Source organism: Bdellovibrio sp. HM001, assembly GCF_055397275.1.
In genome coordinates, this window is sequence record NZ_AP029174.1 from 2045492 (window position 1) to 2068135 (window position 22644).

General features: G+C 50.6%; 20 protein-coding genes. 9 read left to right on the plus strand and 11 right to left on the minus strand.

Going from position 1 to position 22644, the window contains the following annotated elements:
- Positions 1 to 6: 6 nt before the first annotated feature.
- The 5 genes from secF to queA form a co-directional block, all read right to left on the minus strand.
- Positions 7 to 945 carry a protein translocase subunit SecF gene (gene secF, locus ACZ5ZZ_RS09905; RefSeq protein WP_464117041.1) on the minus strand — a complete coding sequence of 313 codons (939 nt, stop codon included), beginning with the start codon at positions 943 to 945 and terminating at the stop codon, positions 7 to 9.
- Positions 946 to 954: 9 nt separating this feature from the next.
- Positions 955 to 2649 (minus strand): protein translocase subunit SecD, encoded by a 1695-nt coding sequence (gene secD, locus ACZ5ZZ_RS09910; protein ID WP_464139170.1) that lies wholly within the window; start codon positions 2647 to 2649, stop codon positions 955 to 957.
- Positions 2649 to 2993, minus strand: a complete 345-nt coding sequence (gene yajC, locus ACZ5ZZ_RS09915) for a preprotein translocase subunit YajC (protein WP_464139172.1) — start codon at positions 2991 to 2993, stop codon at positions 2649 to 2651. The genes secD and yajC overlap by 1 nt, the downstream gene beginning before the upstream one ends.
- 168 nt (positions 2994 to 3161) lie before the next feature.
- Positions 3162 to 4334: a tRNA guanosine(34) transglycosylase Tgt gene (gene tgt / locus ACZ5ZZ_RS09920; RefSeq protein WP_464117044.1), complete on the minus strand. Its 1173-nt coding sequence runs from the start codon at positions 4332 to 4334 to the stop codon at positions 3162 to 3164.
- A gap of 17 nt (positions 4335 to 4351) precedes the next feature.
- On the minus strand, positions 4352 to 5392 hold the full coding sequence (gene queA / locus ACZ5ZZ_RS09925; RefSeq protein ID WP_464130878.1) for a tRNA preQ1(34) S-adenosylmethionine ribosyltransferase-isomerase QueA: 1041 nt from the start codon (positions 5390 to 5392) through the stop codon (positions 4352 to 4354).
- An 82-nt stretch (positions 5393 to 5474) separates the two neighbouring features.
- Between queA and ACZ5ZZ_RS09930 the strand changes: the two genes are divergently transcribed.
- Together ACZ5ZZ_RS09930 and ACZ5ZZ_RS09935 are read left to right on the plus strand one after the other, a co-directional pair.
- Entirely contained in the window at positions 5475 to 6323 is an 849-nt protein-coding gene (locus tag ACZ5ZZ_RS09930; RefSeq protein WP_464139174.1) for an EamA family transporter, read from the plus strand.
- A gap of 70 nt (positions 6324 to 6393) precedes the next feature.
- Entirely contained in the window at positions 6394 to 6816 is a 423-nt protein-coding gene (locus ACZ5ZZ_RS09935; protein WP_464117047.1) for a hypothetical protein, read from the plus strand.
- A gap of 77 nt (positions 6817 to 6893) precedes the next feature.
- Here ACZ5ZZ_RS09935 and ACZ5ZZ_RS09940 read toward each other — a convergent pair whose 3' ends face one another.
- Positions 6894 to 8390, minus strand: a complete 1497-nt coding sequence (locus ACZ5ZZ_RS09940) for an FMN-binding glutamate synthase family protein (protein ID WP_464117048.1) — start codon at positions 8388 to 8390, stop codon at positions 6894 to 6896.
- A 235-nt stretch (positions 8391 to 8625) separates the two neighbouring features.
- Here ACZ5ZZ_RS09940 and ACZ5ZZ_RS09945 point away from each other — a divergent pair, with 235 nt between their 5' ends.
- The 6 genes from ACZ5ZZ_RS09945 (at position 8626) to ACZ5ZZ_RS09970 (ending at position 13433) form a co-directional block, all read left to right on the plus strand.
- Positions 8626 to 9480 (plus strand): YihY/virulence factor BrkB family protein, encoded by an 855-nt coding sequence (locus ACZ5ZZ_RS09945; RefSeq protein ID WP_464139176.1) that lies wholly within the window; start codon positions 8626 to 8628, stop codon positions 9478 to 9480.
- Positions 9458 to 11065, plus strand: a complete 1608-nt coding sequence (locus ACZ5ZZ_RS09950) for an FAD-dependent oxidoreductase (protein ID WP_464139178.1) — start codon at positions 9458 to 9460, stop codon at positions 11063 to 11065. Before ACZ5ZZ_RS09945 ends, ACZ5ZZ_RS09950 begins: the two co-directional genes overlap by 23 nt.
- A complete protein-coding gene (locus ACZ5ZZ_RS09955) occupies positions 11031 to 11465 on the plus strand; it encodes a BON domain-containing protein (protein ID WP_464139180.1) in 435 nt (144 codons plus the stop codon). The genes ACZ5ZZ_RS09950 and ACZ5ZZ_RS09955 overlap by 35 nt, the downstream gene beginning before the upstream one ends.
- 118 nt (positions 11466 to 11583) lie before the next feature.
- Complete coding sequence (locus ACZ5ZZ_RS09960) at positions 11584 to 11805, plus strand: hypothetical protein (RefSeq protein ID WP_464130886.1); 222 nt, start codon at positions 11584 to 11586, stop codon at positions 11803 to 11805.
- A 22-nt stretch (positions 11806 to 11827) separates the two neighbouring features.
- Complete coding sequence (locus ACZ5ZZ_RS09965) at positions 11828 to 12097, plus strand: hypothetical protein (protein WP_464130887.1); 270 nt, start codon at positions 11828 to 11830, stop codon at positions 12095 to 12097.
- A gap of 217 nt (positions 12098 to 12314) precedes the next feature.
- Positions 12315 to 13433 carry a DegT/DnrJ/EryC1/StrS family aminotransferase gene (locus ACZ5ZZ_RS09970; protein ID WP_464139182.1) on the plus strand — a complete coding sequence of 373 codons (1119 nt, stop codon included), beginning with the start codon at positions 12315 to 12317 and terminating at the stop codon, positions 13431 to 13433.
- On the opposite strand, the gene ligD is transcribed toward ACZ5ZZ_RS09970, so the two are convergent.
- Both ligD and ku read right to left on the minus strand, forming a co-directional pair.
- Positions 13417 to 15732: a DNA ligase D gene (gene ligD, locus ACZ5ZZ_RS09975; RefSeq protein WP_464139183.1), complete on the minus strand. Its 2316-nt coding sequence runs from the start codon at positions 15730 to 15732 to the stop codon at positions 13417 to 13419. The two genes, ACZ5ZZ_RS09970 and ligD, sit on opposite strands and share 17 nt — an antisense overlap.
- Positions 15733 to 15734: 2 nt before the next feature.
- Positions 15735 to 16562: a non-homologous end joining protein Ku gene (gene ku / locus ACZ5ZZ_RS09980; protein ID WP_464139185.1), complete on the minus strand. Its 828-nt coding sequence runs from the start codon at positions 16560 to 16562 to the stop codon at positions 15735 to 15737.
- A gap of 184 nt (positions 16563 to 16746) precedes the next feature.
- Between ku and kdsA the strand changes: the two genes are divergently transcribed.
- Positions 16747 to 17601, plus strand: coding sequence for a 3-deoxy-8-phosphooctulonate synthase (gene kdsA / locus ACZ5ZZ_RS09985; RefSeq protein ID WP_464117057.1), 855 nt, complete (start codon positions 16747 to 16749; stop codon positions 17599 to 17601).
- A gap of 69 nt (positions 17602 to 17670) precedes the next feature.
- Here kdsA and ACZ5ZZ_RS09990 read toward each other — a convergent pair whose 3' ends face one another.
- The 3 genes from ACZ5ZZ_RS09990 to ileS all read right to left on the minus strand — a co-directional run bounded on the left by ACZ5ZZ_RS09990 (position 17671) and on the right by ileS (position 22581).
- Positions 17671 to 18555, minus strand: coding sequence for a trypsin-like serine peptidase (locus ACZ5ZZ_RS09990; RefSeq protein WP_464139186.1), 885 nt, complete (start codon positions 18553 to 18555; stop codon positions 17671 to 17673).
- A gap of 103 nt (positions 18556 to 18658) precedes the next feature.
- The gene (gene tsaA / locus ACZ5ZZ_RS09995; protein ID WP_464139188.1) at positions 18659 to 19408 is read right to left on the minus strand and encodes a tRNA (N6-threonylcarbamoyladenosine(37)-N6)-methyltransferase TrmO; all 750 of its coding nucleotides are present in this window, start codon (positions 19406 to 19408) and stop codon (positions 18659 to 18661) included.
- Entirely contained in the window at positions 19405 to 22581 is a 3177-nt protein-coding gene (gene ileS / locus ACZ5ZZ_RS10000; protein ID WP_464139189.1) for an isoleucine--tRNA ligase, read from the minus strand. Before ileS ends, tsaA begins: the two co-directional genes overlap by 4 nt.
- Positions 22582 to 22644 lie beyond the last annotated feature (63 nt).

A 22644-nucleotide genomic window follows, 5' to 3' on the forward strand; every position in this document is an offset into this window, starting at 1 on the left:
AATCCCTTAAGCAGCTTTGGCTTTTTTGAACTGGAATTTATCCATCAAAAGAACGAAAGGAGCCGCTACATAGATAGAAGAGTAAGTACCGAAGAAGATACCCACGCAGATTGCGAAGGCGATATCTTCAACTGTTCCATCCGCAAAGATGTACAAACACAAAGCGGAAATGAAGGTGGTTCCGGAAGTAATCAAAGTACGCACCAACATTTCGTTGATGGACTTGTTGATCACGAATTTGAAACCTTTATCGTGGCTTCTTGTATCGATCTCACGAATACGGTCAAACACGACGATGGTGTCATTCAGAGAGAAACCAATCAGCGTCATGATCGCAGCCAAAATAGACACGTTAACTTCTTTACCCACAAGAACGAAGACCGCCAAAGTGATCACCGCATCGTGGAACAAGCACAGCACCGCCCCCGGAGCGAACTTGTAATCGAAGCGAAGAGCCACGTAGATCAAGATCACCAGCAAGCAATAGAAAACCGCCAGCAAACCATTACGCTTCAACTCGGCCCCCACCTGAGGTCCCACGGTGTCGATACGGCGCACATCCGGGTTGGAAGCCACAAACTTTTCAGAAATAATGGTGCGAACTTTCGCAAGATCCGCATTCAGAATTTCATTGGTTTCCTTATCCGTCTTACCTTCACGACCCTGGAAGCGGATGATGAACTCATTGCCTTCACCGAAGGACTGAACGCCCACTTCACCCAAATCCAAGCCCGCAACAGAGTCACGAACCTGATCAATTGTCACACCCTGGTCAAACTTAACCTGGATCTCGGTACCACCCTTAAAGTCAATACCATAGCTGATCCCGTGAACCGCCAGATAAATCAAAGAAGCGATCACCAGGATCAAAGAGACCCCACCGAAGAACCAAGCCTTACCTACGAAATCAAAACGGCCAAAAGATTCTGTTTTATTGTTAGCCATACTCACCTACTAAACCGACAACTTCTTGAAGTTGAATTTATTCACCATAGTATCCACGATCACTTTGGACACGAACACGTTCGCGAACATGGACGTAACGATACCAATCAACAATGTCACAGCGAAACCACGCACTGGACCTGTACCGAAGTACAAAAGAACCACGGCCGTTGCTGCTGTCGTCACGTTGGCATCGATGATCGCTGACATCGCACGGTGATAACCTTCCTGAACCGCCACCTTGATACTGTGACCCAGACGCAATTCCTCGCGGATCCGTTCATTGATCAGCACGTTGGCGTCAACCGCAAAGCCGACGGTCAAAGCGATACCCGCAATACCCGGCAATGTCAGAGTCGCACCAAATGTTGTCAACAAGGCGAAGATACCCAAGATATTCAATCCCAAAGCCACAGAAGCCACAACACCCATGGACTTGTAGTAAATCATCATGAACAAAATGATGATCGCGGCCCCAACATAGGAACCCAACTTCGCTTTATCAATCGCATCGGCACCCAAAGTAGGACCCACACGACGCTCTTCAAGCTGCTCCAAAGAAGCTGGCAAAGCACCGGCACGAAGAGATGTAGAGATCATTTTTGCCTCGTCCATCATTCCGTTGCGGTCACGGCCACCACCCAAAGTGATCACCGCAGAACCACCCGCGATACGATCACGGATGCTTGGTGCGGATTTTACGATTTTATCCAGAACAATCGCCATTTGCTTACCAACGTTGTTACCGGTCAGATCCGCAAACTTCGCAGCACCCGCAGTATTGAACTGCAAAGATACCTGCGGAGAACCATACTGATCATACCCCACAAACGCGTCATCCAAGGCTCCGCCGCCCAGATCTGTGTCTGTTCTTAGCAGATAAGGAATTGCACCCGCATCGATCGTGGTCGCATTCGGAGCCTTTTCGAAGTACACAACCGTTTTTTCAGGAAGTTTGCCCTTCAACGCTTCGTTGATACGAGTCACATAATCAGAATACTTGGTGTTTTCCATATTGAAGTTGCCTGCTTTTTCAGCTTCAGCAACCATCACCTGAAGCTGTTGCGAGCTCAACTCCGTGGAAACGATCATGAAATCAAGTTTCGCAGTTGTATTGATCAACTGTTTGGCTTTTTCCGCATCCGCCATACCCGGAAGCTGAATCAGGATACGATTGGCACCTTGTTGAGAAATAGAAGGCTCTGCCACACCGAACTCATCAATACGGTTACGGATTGTTTCGATAGACTGCTGAATCACGCGATTTTTATAGTCATTCAGATAGCTGTCGAAGTAACGAGCAGTCACACCTGTGTCTGTCGTACCAACCACTTGAAGAACAGTGGAATACTTATCAGCCAGGAATTTTTCAACTTTGGCTTTGTCAGCCGCATTGGCAACCACGATCTCGACAGATCCTGTTTCAGGCTTTTCAGACTTAATATCTGTGAAAGGCACCGTTTCTTTGGTCAATTCAGACTTCATGGAAGCGATCAAACGAGTTGTGGATTCTTTCACCACACCGTCAACATCGACACCCATTACAAGGTGCAAACCACCCTGGATATCCAGACCATAATTCAATTTTTGCTTAGATGGCCACCAGGACACCTTGTCCAGATTGACCAAGTTCGGTAGTACCCACACGATAGATGCGGCTACGCCCAGCACTGCTACAAACGTTCTCCAGCGAAGACCTTCCATTATTTCTTTTCCTCTTGAGTTGCTGCTTTCTGAGATGTCGCGATTTGGCTGCGAAGCATTTTAACTTTCACGCCGTCTGCAATTTCCAAAGTCACAAACTGCTCGTTGATGCCTTCCACACGCCCCAAAATACCAGAGGAAGTCACAACCTCGTCGCCTCTTTTGATTTCATTCAAGAACTTTTGGTGTTCTTTCTGGCGCTTGGATTGAGGGCGAATGATAAGAAAATAGAAGATAACAAAGATAAAGATGAACGGCACAAACATTTCAAAGGCTGAGGGCTGACCGCCGCCAGTAGCTGCTGTTTGGGCATGAGCTGTGGATACTAGAAGTCCGTATAACATTGATTCCTCCATAAACTTTCATTTCAAGCTGACGTTAAAATTCAGCATTATTCTTGGGAAGAATCAATACTTTAGTAGTAACTCACTCAAAAAGGTTCGAATGCGAGGCGGAGGGCCCTGCTCCAGCTTCCGCGCCGCACGCGCGGAAGCACTGCCGGCTGCCGCCGCTTAGGAATCTTTCTTGGCGAAGCGTGTTAAGCAGAAGTCTCTATACTCTGCCCAGCGTCCTTCCGCGATGGCTTCGCGCGCCTTTTCCATCACCTTCATATAGAAATGAATATTGTGAATGGTGTTCAGGCGAGACCCTAGGATTTCTCCACTCATAAACATGTGACGCAGGTAAGACTTGGTATAGTTCTTACAAGTGTAACAATCGCATTCCGGATCCAGCGGTGATGGATCTTCTTTGTACTCGCTGCGTTTGATGCTGACCTTGCCATTCCAAGTATAGATAGTCCCGTTACGTGCCACTCTTGTAGGCATGACGCAGTCGAACATATCAATACCTGAATCAATCGCAATGATCAGATCCGTCGGCGTCCCCACACCCATCAAATAACGCGGCTTATTGGCCGGCATCTTCGGTGCCACTTCAGGCAACAACGCATGCATCAGGTGCATCGGCTCCCCAACGCTGAAGCCGCCCAGCGCATACCCCGGCAAATCCACAGAGCAGATTTGCTCCATGCTCTTCAGGCGATGCTTCAGGCTTAATCCCCCCTGCACAATCCCGAACAGCAAACTTTCTTTGCGAGTCATTGCCGCTTTGGAGCGCAACAACCAGCGGTAAGTCAAAGCCATGGATTTTTCGATCTCTTCATCGGTCGCCGGATACTTCAAACATTCATCAAAGGCCATGATGATGTCAGAGCCCAGATCCATTTGGATCTCCATGCTCTTTTCCGGGGAAATAAAGTGCTTCGCCCCATCCAAATGCGAACGGAATTCCACACCTTCTTCGGTCATATTGCGAAGCTGGGACAAAGAAAACACCTGGAAGCCACCAGAGTCTGTCAGGATCGGACCATGCCAGTTCATGAACTTATGCAGGCCCCCCATGCGCGCGATGGTCTTTTCACCAGGACGCAAGTGCAAGTGATAGGTGTTCCCCAAAACAACCTGAGTGCCGCATTCTTTCAGCTCTTCCGGCGTCATCGCCTTGACCGTGGCTTTAGTCCCCACAGCCATAAACACCGGCGTTTGCACCGGGCCGTGCGCCGTCATCAACGTCGCACGACGGGCATTCCCATCGGTGGCGTGAACCTTGAATTCACCAAGACTCATTGTTGCATCTGTCGAAGTGCTGTTTGCACCCACGCTTGTCTTACTTCCGTCCAACATAACTTCATCCTTCATCATTATTTCCAAACTTTATCGATCGACGGAGAAGTCCATACCGTCAAATCGCCATAGGAAAAGAGCCGGAACTTTCGCTCAATGGCCCATTGATAGCAAGCTTTTACTCGGTCCAAAGAGGCAAATCCCGCCACCAGTGCCACCAACGTGGACTGCGGCTGATGGAAGTTCGTCAAAAGACCGTCCACCACCTTAAACTCATACCCAGGCTGGATCAAAAGCTTGGTAAAACCTTTATAGCCTTCCGCGGATGCAGGCCCCAGCAACCCCAAGGCAGCGCTTTCCAATGACCGTGTTGTGGTGGTGCCCAAAGACCATACATGACGACCCTGCGCCTTTGCCTTTTGCACAACATCCCAGGTGGCGGCAGAAACCTCGACATATTCTTCGTGCATATCATGATCATTCAGATCTTCGGCCGTGACTGGCAGGAAGGTCCCCAGCCCCACGTGCAACGTGACTTCCACCACCTGCACACCTCGCTCCACCAGAGCCTGAATATCGTTCTGGGTAAAATGCAAACTGGCAGTGGGAGCCGCAAAACTGCCAGGAGTTTTATTCCAGGCCGTCTGATACCAGGACTCATCCGCATCCACCGTATGACGCTGTTCCCGGGCTTTTTGAATGTACGGAGGCAGAGGCAACTCCGCCACTTTCTGGAAGTAGTCTTCGCTGACTTCCTGACTTAAAGCGACTTTTTGCGGGCGGCCTTTTTCAAGCAAAGTCATCTGCACGCCCAAAGGCAGCTCCAGACTTGCCCCGACCTTGAACTTCTTGGACGGGAATAAAACTTCCCAGTCGGTCGCGTTCAGCTGCTTCAGAAACAGAATTTCAACATCGCCGGAAAACACGCGCCGTTTCAGCACGCGCGTGTTGTTCACCACCAACACATCGCCCGCCGGGATGCGCACCAAAAGATCCTGAATAGTGATTTCTTCGGGCTCAGCAGCACCGGCCGCCACCCACATCACACGGGAAGGCCGCTGCGGGACTGTGGCGATGAGCTCCTCTGGAAAAGTGAAGTCCAAATCCGTTAATTTCATAGGTGGCCGTGATACCATAGTCTGTTGCACCACGGCAGCTTTTTTCTGGTGCTTTTCCCCGGAATGGGTCTAAAACAGATCCATGACTCTCGGACCCTTGTTGCTTTTACTCTCTGCCCTACTTCATGCCGCCTGGAACGCGCTGGCCAAAGCCTCCAAAGACAAGGAAAGCTTTCTTTTTCTCACAATCCTTCTCAGCGGGCTCCTGACCGCCTCCTCCATGTTTATTTCCGGGCAGAAGCTTCAGTTCCCGGCCCCACAGATCTTGGCGATCGCAGTTCTGTCAGGGGTGTTTGAGGGGCTTTATTTTCTGACTCTTTCCAAAGCCCTGCGCACTTCCGGCCTGGGGAAGTCCTATGCCATTATGCGCGGCGGAGCCATGGTGCTGGTGTGGGCTTATTCCAGTCTGTTTCTGGGAGAACAGGCCAGCCTTGGACAAATCATGGGGGCTGTCCTGGTTTTAACCGGAATTCTGACGATTAACTTCCAAGACCTGCGACAAAGCGGAGTTGCAGGTCTTCGGAGCGATATCTGGTCCTTCTTAAGCGCCCTTTTTATCGCGGGCTATCACCTTTGCTACCACGAAGCCCTCAGTCAGAAAGCCGAACCCATGCCGCTGTTTCTCGTCGCTATGGTGGTGTCCTTGCCATTTTTGTTATTTGGAATTCGCACGGGGCCGATAAAGCGTGTCTTAGGCACACTCCGAACACACCCCTACCGTGTTTTGATCACAGGAACCTTTGCCACGGCCTCCTTTTTGATTTTCTTGTACGGCTTAAGAATCTCAGCACCAGGCTTTGCCATCTCACTCAGAAATTCTTCGATCTTTTTTGCGGTGGTGTTTTCTTTCTTCCTGAAAGAATCTTTATCCCGGACTCAGCTCATCGGAGCCTGCACAATCGGCTTAGGCGCTCTGCTGCTGAGCCTGTGAAATATTCTGGACTGCACAGCTTTTTCGAGATTTTCTATACTCGATGCTGTTCAACACAAAAGGAAATATTATGAATCATACGTATCTTCGTTTGGGTCTTATCTCTGTTGCCACCCTGTTCGTCGCCGCTTGCGCACATCATCCGGATGTTCGTGCCGGAGCCGATGGTGTTCACCGCGTGGTCATTGCCACTGACGATAAAGAAGCAGGTTCCCGCGAAGCCATTCGTCAAGCCAACAGCTTCTGCAAAGAGCGCAATATGACTGCTGCTTTCGTGAACGAAAATTCTCAGTACCAGGGTGATCTGGACGAAAAAGATTATAAGATGGCAAAAAAAGCCAGCACGGCGGCAAAAATTCTGGGCGGCACCACTTATGTGATGGGTGGGAAAAATGAATCCAACGTCGGCGGCATCGTGGGCCTGGGTGGAGCTGTGGCTGATGGCGTCCTGGGTAAAGGCTATAACGTTGAGATGAAATTCAAGTGCATGTAAGCCCCTCCGGCATTTTGCAATAAAAAAGGAGAAGCCTGAAGCTTCTCCTTTTTTTAATGCAGATTCCGCTAAGACGTCTACAGACCCGGATACAATTGGGCGTAAGTCGCGATACGGTCCTCTTCAACACGTTTGTGCAACAAAGAACGATCCAGCTCCGAGTGGTGAGCAACCCCCATGGCTCCGATCATGTGTGCGACTGTTTCCAAAGTTTCCTGATGGAAGTTTTTAACACGCACTCGCTTGGTTGGGATGTGCAACCCCTTCACCAGCGCCGGGTCCTGTGTCGCCACACCTGTCGGGCACTTGTTGTTGTTGCAGCGAAGGGCCTGGATACAACCTAAAGCCAGCAACATCGAGCGCGCAGCATAAGTCGCATCCGCCCCGATACACAGTAACTTGATGATATCAAAAGCCGTGGTGATTTTTCCGGTGGCAATCACTTTGATTTTATCCTTCAGGCCGGCTTTTTTCAGTGTGTCGACCACGATCACCAGGGCATCCATCCCCGGCATCCCGATATAATTGGTGAACTCCAGCGGAGCCGCTCCGGTTCCGCCCTCAGCCCCATCCACCACGATAAAGTCAGGGTAACGGTTTTCAGCCACCATCAGATTCACAAGCTCTTCGAATTCATGACGATGCCCCAGACACAACTTGATGCCCACCGGTTTGCCACCGGAAAGATCGCGCAGCTGAGTCACAAAATCCAACATGCCGTGAGAGTCCGAGAACGCTTTGTGGCCCGGCGGCGAGATCACGTCTTTCCCCAAAGGCACGTTACGGATATCAGCGATTTCCTGGGTCACCTTCTTACCAGAAAGCATTCCCCCGTGGCCCGGCTTCGCCCCTTGGGACAGCTTCAACTCAATCATCTTGACCTGGGGATGACTTGCATTTTTCTTGAAAAGTTCCGGATCAAAATCACCATCGTGGGTGCGGCAACCGAAGTACCCCGTACCGATCTGCCAGATCAAGTCCCCACCCGGCTCAAGGTGGTAAGGCGAAATCCCCCCTTCGCCCGTATTATGGGCAAAGTTCCCGTCTTTGGCGCCTCCGTTTAAAGCCAGAATGCTGGCTTTGGACAGGGATCCAAAGCTCATCGCAGAAATGTTCAGCAGGGACATGGAGTAAGGCTGTTTACAAAGATCACTTCCCACAGTCACACGCAGCTCTTTGCGATCCACGTGTTTAGGGTAAAGTGAGTGCGTGACGAACTCATACCCTTGTTCGTACACGTTATGCTGAGTTCCAAAAGGCACGGTATCAAGAACCTTTTTTGCACGCTGATACACCACGGAACGCTGTTCGCGGCTGAAGGGTTTGCCGTCGGTGTTAGATTCGATAAAGTATTGATTTATTTCAGGTCGGATGGATTCCAGAATATAACGGAAATGCCCAAACACAGGGAAGTTGGATTTGATCGCATGACGTTTTTGAACAATGTCGCGGAAGCCCAAAAGGAAGAACGGAACAAAGAAGAACAAAGAATACAGTCCCGGCGGCCAATACAAATAAAAAACCAAGTTCATAATCAAGCAGACGACAAAGGCTGCGTAAAACTCTCTTCTCATCTCAGTCCCTCTAAAAATCCCTGTTTGTCGACAATTATCGACCTGATCAAACAGCGAATCTAGTCCAACTGGACTGAAAAGGCAAAAGGGAAAGACCCGGAGCGTCCCTGGTCCTGTTCCAATATTATGTTAGAGGAAAACTCACACTCCGCCAGCAGTAAAACGGTGTATTTTTGCACGGACTTTTACCTTTCACCGACGTTTGAAGGACTGAATAATAAGAATGAGGTCTTTCATGGCGAAAGCGAAAAATTTCGTAGTCACCTTTGCAGACAGGTTCACTGAATGCCACACCATGACTTGGGCGGCATCGGTGGCCTTTTACACCTGTTTTTCATTAGCGCCCTTGATCATGATCTCTCTGACTCTGGTTTCCAAGATCGGCCTGGAACTGCAACAAGCCTTCCTGCGCGAGGTGAACAACCTTGTCGGCCCCGTGGCGGCGGGTGCGGTTGAAGCGGTCGTGCAAAACGCCAAAGAAAGAACCGACCTTATTTCCATGGCAGGAATTGTCGGCAGCGTCACATTGATCCTGTCTTCCGGTTTGATATTTGGGGAAATGCGCTCGGCTCTGACCCTGATCATGGGAAACAAAGAAGAGCCCGAGGATCTCAGCATCCTGAAGGCCACCCTGGCCTATCTTAAAAATCGCCTGTTCCACATCGGACTGGCCTTTGCTTTTATCTTTGCGATGATGGTGTCGCTGATCGTCTCTACAATTTTAAACACCATCGTGCGCATCGGACTGATCAACGACGGAAAAGGGGCGTTCCTGCTGAATATCGTCTTTTCCCTGCTTCTTTACATCGTCCTTTTCACTGGCATCTTTCACTTTCTTCCCGTCCCTCGCTTTCCTGTACGGGACGCCACCTATGCCGGAGTCATCACCGCCGTTTTATTTGTCGTCGGCAAGGAGCTTGTCGGCCTTTACCTGGGAAGCAGTTCTATCACGTCGGCTTATGGCGCCGCAGGCTCGATCGTCGTGCTGCTGGCGTGGGTCTACTACTCGACACTGATTGTTTTTATAGGCGGACATACAATTTATGTCTGGAGAAAGGAGATCTCCCATGCAGTCTCATCACCAAATTAATCCCTCATACTGGCAGTCTCAACCCCTGCCGCCCTTCACGCCCCTGCGCAAAGACTGCTCCACAGACGTCTGCATTGTCGGCGCCGGTATCACCGGCCTGACCACCGCCTATTTGCTTCTTAAAAACGGCTTCAAGGTCGTGCTGTTGGAGAGGGACACCCTGGGCAACAATGAAACCTCCCGCACCAGCGGGCACTTGTCCAACATTCTGGACGAGGGGCTGTCAAACCTGATCGAATCCCTGGGCGAAGAGGCGGCCAGAAAAGCTGTGGCCAGTCACTCGGACGCCATCGACCTGATAGAAAAAATCATTCAGGAAGAGAGCATCCACTGCGACTTCAGACGACTGGATGGGTATTTGTACTTAAGCCCTGAGACCAACAAAGAATATCTTAAGCAGGAAGCTCAAGCCGCGCGCAGACTGGGGCTTCACGATGTGGAGCTGCAGGTTTCTCCGGCACACTTCGCCGACTTCGGACCGGCCTTGCGCTTTCCACGTCAGGCCCGCATCCACAGTCAGAAATATGTTCTGGGACTGATCCAGGCCATCCAGAAAATGGGTGGAGAGATCTACACGGAGTCTCCGGCAATTGAGTTTAAAGACACCCCCCTGACCTATGCAAAGACCACGGCAGGATACTGTGTCTATGCCAAAAAGATCGTCGTTGCCACCAACGTCCCCGTGAACGACCGGGTTCAAATCCACAGCAAGGAAAAAGCCTTCCGCAGCTATGTGATTGGCATCGAGGTGCCCAGCGACAGCTTCCCTGATATTCTGATGTGGGACACGACCAAACCCTACCATTACCTTCGCAAAGTCCCGGACTTCAAGGAGGGGCTGGATCTTCTGCTGATCGGCGGCGAAGATCATCGCGTCGGCCAAGAGGATCATCCAGAAAGCATCTTTGAAACTTTACATGACTGGGCGCTTTTCAATCTGGGGATTTCAGGACCGATGACCCTTCAGTGGTCGGGACAAATCATCGAGCCTCTGGATGGACTGGCTTACATCGGAAAAAATCCCGGCGATCGCAACACCTATATCGCCTGTGCCGACTCGGGCCACGGCCTGACCCACGGCGCCCTGAGCGCCATGATTCTGCGCGATCTGATCCAGGAAACACCCAATGACTGGACCGATATTTATTCGCCGTCGCGTTTTCGTATGCGCAGCCTGGGAAAAGCTCTGCGCGACAACATGAACGCCCTGGTGCAATACAAAGATCGCATTCACCTGCGACGGGAGTTGAAAAACAGCACCAGCCAGCCCGGCGAAGGTCACCTGTTGCATCAGGGGGCCCGTACCTTTGCCATATACACCGACAAACAAAACAGAACCTACACCATGAGCGCGGTTTGCCCGCACCTGGGGGGCATCGTCCACTGGAATGCGGCAGAAAAAACCTGGGACTGCCCCTGCCATGGTTCACGCTTCAGTTGCACCGGCGAAGTTCTTAATGGACCGGCGATCTCCGGCTTGAGGAGCGCCGTTCCCAAAGCATCCCCCCAACCCCAACCTTCGGAGCCCGCCACCGAGGAAAGGACCGAACATGAAACCCGCAAAGAACGCGACTCCGCGATTTAAGAACAAAAGACCGACGCAGGAAAAGAGCATTCACTGCTATTACGACACGGATTCACAGAAGGAGCTGCGCTCCAGCGAACTTGATGTGGCTCGATTGCGGCAGGAAAAGCCCGGCTGTGCTGAAAGTTACCGACCAGCCTTTGAAGATGCTCGATTTGTTTCGACCTCGTCCAAGGATGAAGAAAAAAGCGACCGACTTATTGAAAATGAATTGCACGACAAGCTGAATCTGGAAGCAGAACTGCCTACGGCCGATGTGGAAGTTGTGGTGGTCAACGGCGAGGTCACCTTGCGCGGTGAGGTTCCATCACGAAAGATGAAACGCTTTATTGAAGAGCAGGTCGCCCGGTGCGCCGGGGTGAAAGACATACATAACGACCTGCACTTCAAACGAAAGTAGAGAACGGGACCTACCAAGGTCCCAGTTCTTTTGTGGTCTCTAACAACATCAAAAACCAGGCATAGGCTTTACGCTCTGACAGAGCGACAATGAGACCAAAAGAAAAAAGGAGGACCCCATGGCCAACTATCGAGAAAATGTGCCCACCTACTTTGGCACACCCAAACAGAAAAACCCTTCCTCAGCTGCATCCTCAACTATCCAATCCCGGGCCGCGTCGTTGTATAGCAGCGGCAAAGACTACGCCATCCAACACCCTTATCAGGTCATCCTGGGAGCGGTGGGCATCGCCGGCATTGGAGCGTTGACGGCGTATCTGGTCAACAAGAGCAGACACTAATTAAAAGCTCAAAGGGGGCAATATGAAACTCAGCTTGATCATACTCACTGCGGCTCTGTTGGTGCCTTTAAGTCATCTTCAGGCACAACCCCGAGGTCCGCAAGAACGGCGTCCAGCCGGTCCTCCACCACGCACGTCTCAAAACACTTTGCTGGAGGGCCAAAACGACATCGAACGCCGCCAGGAGCGAATCCTCAAGGAATACCGCAGACAGATGAACGAACAAAGACAACGCGAAGAGCAGATGCGCCGGGATATGCAAATCATGCCCGATGGGCGCACCTGGGACTGACGACGGTTTAAAGCACTCGTGATCGCGGGTGCTTTATCCCCGAGGACCAGAGTCCAGCTCGAATCACAAAGTGTGTTGCAAGAAAGCACCACCAGCCACGTAAAAAAAGATACAGTTCTTGGATGCACGGCAAACAAACTTTCCGTACAGTTGCAACTTGTCATGACCTATTGGATAATTTCCTCATCGACTAAACACTTTCTTCGAGAGAGATATTATGAGCATCCAACAAGTTCCATTTATCACACTAAATCGTTTTGAACCTGGCTTCCGCGACGAATTCCTGAACGGCGTTGCAAATCTTTTCGACAAAACACAATTCGTCGGTGGTCCGATTGTGGCTGAGATGGAAGCCAATCTTGCCAAGTGCACAAAATCCAAACATGCCATTGGCTGCGCTAACGGAACCGATGCCATCCAGATCGCTTTGCGCGCGGTGGGCGTGAACAAAAACGACAAGGTTCTTGTTCCCGACATGACTTTCTGGGCGACCTTTGAAGCCGTTGTAAACGTGGGCGCAAACCCTGTGACAGTGGACGTAAATCGCGAAACCTGCCACTGGGATCTGGCCACCTTCAAACAAGCCGTTGACCAATTCAAACCCAAAGCAGCGGTGATGGTTCACCTGTACGGCTGGGCTTCTGCAGACACTTTGGAAATCCGTAAATTCGCCAAGGAAGCAGGCGTACTTTTGATTGAAGACGGCGCACAATGCTTTGGCACTGAAATCGACGGCCAGTCTATTCTGGGCACTGCTTTGATTTCCACGACCAGTTTCTATCCGGCAAAAGTTCTGGGTGCTTCGGGTGATGCGGGTGCCATCTTCACATCCAACGATGAATACGCCAAAAACTGCCGCACTCTGATCAACCATGGCAGAACGGATCACTACTCTCACGGAATGATCGGCTGGAATTCTCGCATTGGTGCTTACGAATCCCTGTTCCTGAACATGTCCTTGAAACACATTGATGCCCGTATTCAAAGCCGCATGAATGCAGTTAAGTTCTACGAAGAGTCCCTGCAAGGTCTTCCCTTGAAGCCCGTGCGCGCAAAAGCCAACATCAAAGAAAATGGTTACTGTGCCGTGGCGATGATTGAGCCTTCCTTGCGTGGGTCTTTGATTGAGTCCTTGAAAAAAGCCAATGTGGGCTTCGGCACCATCTATCCGGGCGCCATGAGCCACCAGTCCGGTTCTGCAGGCCATCTGGCTGGCAAAATCGACAACGGCAATGCTCACCACATTTCCCAGGCTGTGTTGAACCTTCCTTGCTTTGCTTACATCACTCAAGAAGAACTTCAATACGTTTGCGACACGGTTAAGAAGCACTTCTAAGCTTCTTAGTTGGCAGGATCGGGACCCGGGAAAAATAATTCTTCCAAGGGTCCCTGCCGGTCTTCAAAAGCTGCAACGCCCTGGTCAGACTGACCGCATCCCCGGCTTTATACTTCGCCAACTGCCTCCAGTTCACCGGCCAGGCCACAGAGCTTTTTTCTCGAGCCCGCAACGAATACGGCAGAACACTGGTGGATCCGCGGGAGTTGCGAAAGTAATCTATAAAAATCTTTCCCTGACGCACCTTCTTGGTCATCTTGCTGACTAGTTTTTCCGGAAGACGACGTTCCCACAACAACACCAGTTCTCGGGTGAATTTTTTGACTTCGTCCCAGCCGGGGCCTGACTGAAACGGAACATGAATATGCAACCCTTTGCCTCCGCTGAGTTTGACAAAACTGCGCAGCCCCAAAGTTCGCAAATCATTTCGTATCATCAAGGCGGTGGCGACCACATCTCTCCAAGGAACTCCCTCGCCGGGGTCCAGATCCAACACAAACTGATCCGGCCGGGCCGGAGACTCTGCACGACAGTTGCGGGCATGAATTTCATACGCTCCCATCTGCACCAGCTCCAACAACCCTCGCACATCGGTGACATACAAGGCCGAATCCTTTTCCAAAACAGCCACCGCTTCAGTGCCCGACTTCAGATGTTTTTGAAAGAAGCACTTTCCCGCAGCACCGTCGGGACACCGAAGCACCGCCAGCAGACGGTTTTCAATATAAGGATGCAGACGTTCAGCCATTGCAATGTAGTATTCCGCCACCTGAAGTTTGGTTATTCCTTCGACAGGATAAAGTATCTTATCCGGATTCGTCAGAAGCAGGGAGTCTGATGTCACCTCCGGAGCAGGTTTGTCCTTTCTTAAATCCACAAAGACCGGAGACCGCAGATGCAATCCGTGAGTCCAGTTGGCAAAGCTCACTTCAGCCAGCAGTTGAGGTCGAACCCATATCGCGTCTTTTCGGGGCGGATCTCCGGATTGAAAGGGATTTTTTCGGGTCTTGATTCTTTTCAACTGGCGCAAGAGCGAAGTCATTTTATTCTGATCAAAACCTGTTCCCACCTTGCCCACAAACCGCAGTTGGCCTTTCTCGTAAGCCCCTAGAAGCAACGAGCCAAACTCAGATCGACTGCCACGCCCCAGGGTATAGCCGCCAATCACAAACTCCTGACGATTTAAAAACTTACTTTTCACCCACTCGCCCTTGCGTCCGGAAACGTAAGTGCTTTCCAGTTTTTTGGAAACCACACCCTCGATGCCCTTTTTTTGCAACTGGGACCAACGCCTGGAACCGACACCCTTAAGCCCCGGACTCAAACGCAACAGTCCCCGGTGTCCTTTTAAAATTTGCCGCATTTTTTGCCGGCGCTCCTTCAGAGGATGCTCGCGCAGGTCTTCTCCGTTGAGCATCAAAAGATCAAAGAGCATGTAAGTCAGCTTCTGCGATGGATTTGAATCAAAATAATTCTGCAGACTTTGAAAATGACTGCGCCCTTTTTTATCCAGCACAACCACTTCGCCATCAAACACCGCGGACTGCACACTGACGCGGGAAAGCTCCCGAACCAACGAAGGCATCTTACCAGCCCAATCGTTCCCGGCCCGGGTGAACAGGTGAACACTGCGCCCATCAAGATGCGCCTGAATACGGTATCCATCCCATTTTATCTCATGCAGCCACTGAGAACCTTGCGGCGGCCGGTCCACCAGCAACGCCAACATGGGTTTCACGAAGCCGAGCTTCCTGGCTCGGCGCCGGGGACGCGCCGAGGCCTTGTCACCTGTCACCGAAGCCTCATCTCCGGGTTTGGCAAAGGGGTCTTCGCGTTTAACCAAAAGCCACTGCGGACTTTTCCCCTTCAGGCGCGTACGAATCAAATCCCAAGCTCCCTTCAGGCGATGCCCTTTGAGTTCAAACTCCAGATGCCCCTTTTTTAGCCCCTCCGCCGGAGAGGATTTTGGAATCCAGATTCCGGTATCCCAAATATAAACCTCTCCTGCGCCGTATTCTCCTTCAGGGATTTTCCCCTCAAAGCTTCCGTATTCCAGAGGATGATCTTCAACTTCCACCGCCAGTCTTTTCAGATGCGGATCCAAGGAAGGCCCCTTGGGAATAGCCCAGCTTTTCAAAACCCCGCCCCATTCCAGGCGAAAATCATAGTGCAAATGCGAGGCATGATGTTCCTGAACCACAAACATCAACGGGGACAACGTTTGAGTGGGACGCTTTTTCCCCTTTGGTTCGGACGTTTTTCTTAGGTCGCGTTTCTGGTGGTAAGTACGAAGTGACATGACTAAGCCCGCAATCGAGGTTTACGTCGGACCTTTTTGCTTGCCTGCAGACTCTTCTGCAGAAGCGGCATCAGATCAATAACATTATCCGTGGTTTGAATTTTCTCAACCTTGCCTTCAACCACCTTGTGACCTTTGCCTCCGCGCACTTTGCGCTGAATTGTTTTCATCACATCCTGATAATACGTGTCGCGATACTGATCTGGATTCCACTTCGACGTCATGCCATCCACCAAATCCTCGGCCATCTTGAGCTCCTTTGGACTGTAAGAGCGCTTCTTCATGCTGGCGTTCAAAAAATGCACTTGTTTTTCGCTTTTTACTTCATGAGAAAATCGCAAAAGTTCCAGCACCAGATAAGGCCCCCGGGCCATGATCAGAGCCAGATGTTGTTTGATTCGGATCACCAGCTTGGCAACAGCCACTTTCTTGGTTTCCTTCAAGGCATCCCGCAAAAGGAAATAACCTTTTTCCGCGCCCTTTTGTGGCGCCAGGTAGTAGGGTCGATCAAAGAAAATGGGATCGACTTCTTCAAGCAGCACGAAGTCCTCAATATCAATAGTCTGGGTGGCCTTGATATTGGCTTTCTTCAGTTCTGCCTCGGTCAGGATCACATAGCGGCCGGATTGATACTCGTACCCCTTCACGATACGATCGCTGGGCACTTCCTGCCCGGTCTTGGCACTGACCTTCATGTACTTAATACGCGACATGTCTTTCTTATCGAGCAAAGAAAAGTGAACCTCTTTTTCGCTCTGTGCGCTTTGCAAGGTGACGGGAATATTCAAAAGACCAAAACTGATGGAACCCTTCCAAATACTCGCGGCCATGGATGCCTCCTTTAACTAGGAAAAACCATCCCAGGCCCCTTGAAAAGACCGCTGTGCCTGTTTTTGCCAATAAGCTCTTGTCCCTCACAAAAGCCCAGTGGCGCTGCACAGGAACGCCCACAAAATTCCATGTCAAATTGCGCAGAACGGTGCTATTCTGTTTGGCATTGAAACGGATGGTCCTATGCAAAACAAAACAGTCAAAATCGGAAATATTGAGATCGCCAACGACAAACCTTTCGTGCTTTTTGCCGGACTGAATGTTCTGGAGTCCCGCGATCTGGCCATGCAGGTCTGTGAACACTTCGTCAAAGTGACCGACAAACTGAAAATCCCCTACGTCTTTAAATCCTCTTTCGACAAAGCCAATCGTTCTTCCATCCACTCCTATCGAGGTCCGGGCATGGAAGAAGGTCTTAAGATTTTTGCTGAACTGAAGAAAACCTTTGGCGTGAAAATTATCACCGACGTTCACGAAATCTATCAGGCCAAACCTGTAGCGGAAGTGGTCGATGTGATCCAGCTTCCTGCATTCCTGGCACGCCAGACAGATCTGGTTGAGGCCATGGCTCGCACCGGCTCTGTGATCAACGTCAAAAAGCCACAATTCCTGAGCCCCGGTCAAATGGGTAACATCGTCGAAAAGATCCAGGAGTGCGGTAACGACCAAGTGATTCTTTGCGATCGCGGCACCAACTTTGGTTATGACAATCTGGTTGTGGACATGCTGGGCTTTAACATCATGAAAAAGGTTTCCAAAGGAAGTCCGGTGATTCTGGATGCGACCCATGCTTTGCAATGCCGTGATCCATTTGGAGCAGCTTCTGGCGGTCGTCGTGGCCAAGTGGCAGAACTGTCCCGTGCGGGTCTGGCCGTCGGCCTGGCGGGCCTATTTATTGAAAGCCATCCTGAACCGGATAAAGCCAAGTGCGATGGGCCTTCCGCCCTTCCTCTTGCAAAGGTGGAACCGTTCCTGCAACAGATGAAGGCCCTGGATGATCTGGTGAAATCCTTCCCGGAACTAAACACGGAATCTTAAAAACCAAAAAGCCCCGTTCTGAAACGGGGCTTTTTTTAAAAGAAAATCCTGTGCCCGCGCCGTGGCTTTTTAATGACCTTTAGCTCTTTGCAAAGCCCGGATAATGAACGAAATATCCGTCACATCCTCACCCCGGCAGTCCTCATCCTGACAGCGATAGCTCATGTTGCAAGATCTTTCGCTATCATATTCAAAATCCATCTCTCCACGAACCAGAATGCCGACCACTTCATTCGTGCGCGCATTAAACACGGCTGATCCGGAATTGCCTCCATAGGTATCCAGATTCGCTGTGAAATAGCCCTGAGACACCGAACGCACATGCGCTCCGGCCGCCACCTTCGTCGGCAGTCCCGCGGGGTGGCCGATCACAAACAACTCATCTCCAGGTTGAACTCCGCCCCGCTGCAGGCGCACGGGAGTGCGGTTTAGCACAGAGCGATCCAGACGGATCAAGGCGTAATCCTGCTTGGAGGAATACTCTCGGTACACCACCTCTTTACAGTCATAGACATCGTCGTATCTGGAAGTTAAAGGGGCCGTTTCTGCATCCACCATTCGATATCCAAACACAAAAGAATAAGTCTTGCAGTCTGCGGTGCTTTTCACGCAGTGCCCGGCTGTGGCGATCAAATCCGCCCCCACCAAAGAACCCGAGCAGTTCGCAGATGTGGGCTGCTCATAAAAAGCTTCGTCAGAACAAAGCTCTCGTTCCCAACCGTACTTGGTGGGTTTATGAGTGAAGCCGTCTTTACGATTGTCGTACAAAACTTTTTTGGGAATCAAAGCCACCGTGGAATCGGCCAGCTGACGGATATCCTCGCGCTGCACCTGATAGACATCCACACGGTTGTCATCGCCATAGATCACCTTAGGAGTGACTGAAACAAAACCCACTGACAACGTGGCAGCAAAAGCGACTGACAAAGCCGCGACGAATGAATTCCTTTTCATTACGCACCCTCTGGTTTCCGTCATGGAAACTTCTTACTTCATTTTGCCGGGAAAGTTTTTTGATTTCAAACACCTTGCCAGAAAAGTCCAGGACAAGGATTGACTATGTCATATCCAGAATATCGTAAATCACAAATCCGGCAGAGGTGATTTCGTACTTCACATCGTTGCCAAGAATATCGATTCCGTAGCGCAAACCCCAGGATTTCTCCTCGGAAGGAGGCGATTGTCGCTTCTGAAAAGCCGGGCGCGGATCAAGTTCCATCACCTCAACAATTAAAGCCTTCAGGTTCTTTTCACCGCGAGGGTCACGCTGCTGAATTTCTGTTTCGGCTTTTTCTGAAAACAGGACCGGGTATCTTGGAATCGGTTCTGACGCCCACCCCGCACCGGCTTCAGGAACAGAGTCTGCATAGGCGATGTAGGGTTTGATATCCAATACAGGCGTGCCATCAATCAGATCAACACCCGCAACGAAAATCTCAGGCCCGCCGACAGCCTCCAGATCAATCTTTTCAATAGCCACCACAGATAAGCCGATGGGGTTCGGACGATGCGGAGAACGTGACGCCAGCACGCCGACCTTGCGATTCCCCCCAAGACGTGGAGGACGAATGCTGGGTTTCCAGCTTTTGCCACCATGATCATGAAAGACAAAAACGATCCAAAGATGAGTGAACTCTTCAAGACTGCGAAGAGACGTTTTAAGATCCGGATCCGGGTGAATTTTAATCACCCCTTTGGCTGCGGATGCCAAACCCGGCTGACGAGGAACACCAAATCTGTCCTTAAACGGCGTCCTCACCTGCCCGATGGCAGAAAACTCAAATACGTCTCCCCACTTGGTCATCATGAACGCGGAAGATTCGTCACACCGATCTTAATCACCTGACCATCGATGTCTGATGTTTCAGTGTGCTTACCGGTCGGCTCTGCTGCCAGATTGATGATATTGAGATTCTTCGTCAAAGTTTCTGACGTGATCATGTCCTTATGAGCTTGCAAAGCCTCTAACAGAGCCCCTTCGCAGGCGATATCCAAAGTGATCTTGTCATCCATCTGGAAGTCCGCTGTCTTACGAGCCACCTGGATCTTACGCATGATCTCGCGAGCCAGACCTTCACGCTCTTGCTCTGCGGTCACGGTCGGGTCCACTTCGATGGAAACAATCTGATGCACGGATAGATTCGCATTATCACCCTTTGGTGCACGGCGGATTTCCACATCAGAAAGTTGAATTTCTTCACCTTCCACGATCACTGTTTCGCCTTTTTCAAGCTTCAACAGGCTTTCCAGGGACAACTTCTGAATGCCAGCCCCGACAGCCTTCATCTTAGGCCCCAGACGCTTACCCAAAACCGGGAAGTTGGCCTTGGCAGTCACCTGCACAAACTGGTCCTCGTTGGCATTATAGACAACCTTACGGAAATTCAGCTCGTCCACAAAGAACGGTTCAAACTTCTTCAGCGTCTCCAGAAGTTCGGCACTTCTGTGGATGATTTTGATTTCATTCAAAGGAATTTTAGCCTTCACACCGATTTTTTCACGATGATTACGACCCAGGGTCACCAACGTGTCCATGGCCTTCACAGCTTCTTCAAGCTCCGGACGAAGCATGGATAGATCCGCCTCGGGGAAGCTTTCCAAGTGAACCGAGTCCTTCTTATTGGGAAGAACCTGAGCCAGATTTTTGTAAGTCACTTCAGACATGAACGGAGCAAACGGCGCCATCAAACGGGACAACGTCGTCAGAACCTCATGCAAAGTCTCATACGCATAACGTTTTGTTTCCGGCATACCTTCTTGCCAGAACAAGCTGCGGTTGAAGCGGATGTAGGTGTTTGTCAGATCCTCGATGAACTGAAGCAGGTGCGGAACCACGTTGTACAGGCGATAAGCGTCCATCTCTTTATGAGTGTTGGCAATCAGTCCATTTAAGCGTGAAAGAACCCACTGATCCAGAATGTTCGGAGATTTTTTAGCATCCCCTTTTGGAACAAAGCCGTCGATATTGGCATAGTTCGCAAAGAAGGAATAAGAATTCCACCATCTCAGCAGAATCTTACGAACGATGTCGTACACGCCTTTTTCAGAGAACTTCAACTCCTGCGCTTTCACCACTGGCGAGTCAATCAGGTACAAACGCAAAGCATCCGCACCGTGCTGATTCAAGACCTCCATGGGATCTGGATAGTTCTTCAAGGACTTGGACATCTTGCGACCGTCTTCGGCCAATACCAAACCATTCACCACTACATTTTTGAATGGTGCTTGATTAAACAGCGCTGTTCCGATGATGGACAATGTGTAGAACCAGCCGCGTGTCTGATCCAGACCTTCAGCGATGAAGTCCGCCGGGAAGGCTTTTTTAAAGTCTTCCACGCAGGTCTCTGGATAACCCCATTGCGCATACGGCATAGAGCCCGACTCAAACCAGCAGTCCAAAACCCCATCCACACGCTTGAGTGGCGACTTGCCCGTGGGCGATGGAATCGTGATTTGATCCACAAATTCGATGTGCAAATCATCAATCTTCTGACCGGAGAGCTTTTCAAGCTCGGCACGGGAACCCACACAAATCACTTCACCCTCTGGATTTCTCCAGATCGGAAGTGGTGTCCCCCAGAAACGGTTGCGCGAGATCGCCCAGTCACGAGCACCTTCCAGCCAGTTGCCAAAGCGTCCATCGCGAAGATGGTCCGGAACCCACGTGGTTTGTTTGTTGTTCGCGATCAATTCTTCTTTGATTTTCTCAACTGCCACGAACCAGGAAGACACCGCACGATAGATCAGCGGCGTATCGGAACGATAACAGAACGGATAACTATGCTGAATCGTGTCCTGCTTAAACAGGCTGCCACGTTTCTTCAGATCCGCAATGATGTCCTTGTCGGCCTCTTTCACACGCTTGCCAGCGTAATCTGGAACTTCTGATGTGAACATCCCGTCGTCATCAACAGGGTTCACCATCGGGATGCCGGCTTTAGCACAAGCATAGTAATCCTCTTCCCCGAAAGCCGGCGCCATGTGCACCACACCCGTACCACTTTCCGTGGTCACGTGTTCAGAAGAGATAATGCGGAACGCCCCTTTTTCTGCGCGATCCCCGAAGTAAGGGAACAGAGGTTCGTAAGTCAGGCCGACAAGTTCAGTGCCCTTCATCATCTGAAGGACCTCCACTTCCTCGTCCGCTTTTTTGAATAAAGAGGACAACAACGCCTGCGCTACGATCAGTTTGCGACCCGTGGCCTTTTCCAAAACCTTGACGTATTCGATGTCATTGCCCACTGCCAATGCCAGGTTGGAAGGCAATGTCCATGGAGTCGTCGTCCAAGCCATGATCGCGGTGTCGGGCTGATTTACCAGCTTGAACATCACCGTGATCGCTGGGTCCTGCACCATTTTGTAGTTTTGATTAGCTTCAAAGTTAGAAAGGGATGTCGAGATTCCTACAGAATAAGGAACAACTTTGTAGCCTTCATAGATCAGGCCCTTGTTGAAGAGCTGCTGGAACACCCACCATACGGACTGCATGAAAGACACGTCCATAGTGAAGTACGGATTTTCCATATCCACCCAGCGACCCACGCGACGAACGGTGGTTTTCCATTCATTGGAATAACGCTTTACAATCGAACGGCAAGCGTCGTTGTAATTGGCCACGCCCATTTTCAGAACGTCTTTGCGGCTTTCGATTTTATGAGTCTTGTTGATTTCGTATTCCACAGGAAGACCGTGACAATCCCAACCGAAACGACGCGGAACTGTGTAGCCCTTCATTGTCCAGTAACGAGGAACAACGTCTTTCAAAACACCCGCCAGCAAGTGACCGTAGTGCGGAAGACCCGTCGCAAAAGGAGGACCATCATAGAAGCTGTAGGTTTTTTTACCCTGTGGATCCAAAGAGCGCGCAAAAATCTTTTCCTGATCCCAGAAATCCAAAATGGATTCTTCCTGCTTGGCAAGCTGGACATCAGGTTTTACGGCGGAATAAGGAGCGGTGCGGGTGTTGTTTGCATTTGTCATAGGTCCTTAATAACTATCAGTTTTTTAAGGAACTTGCACGCCTAGATGGCCCTTTTTCCAGAC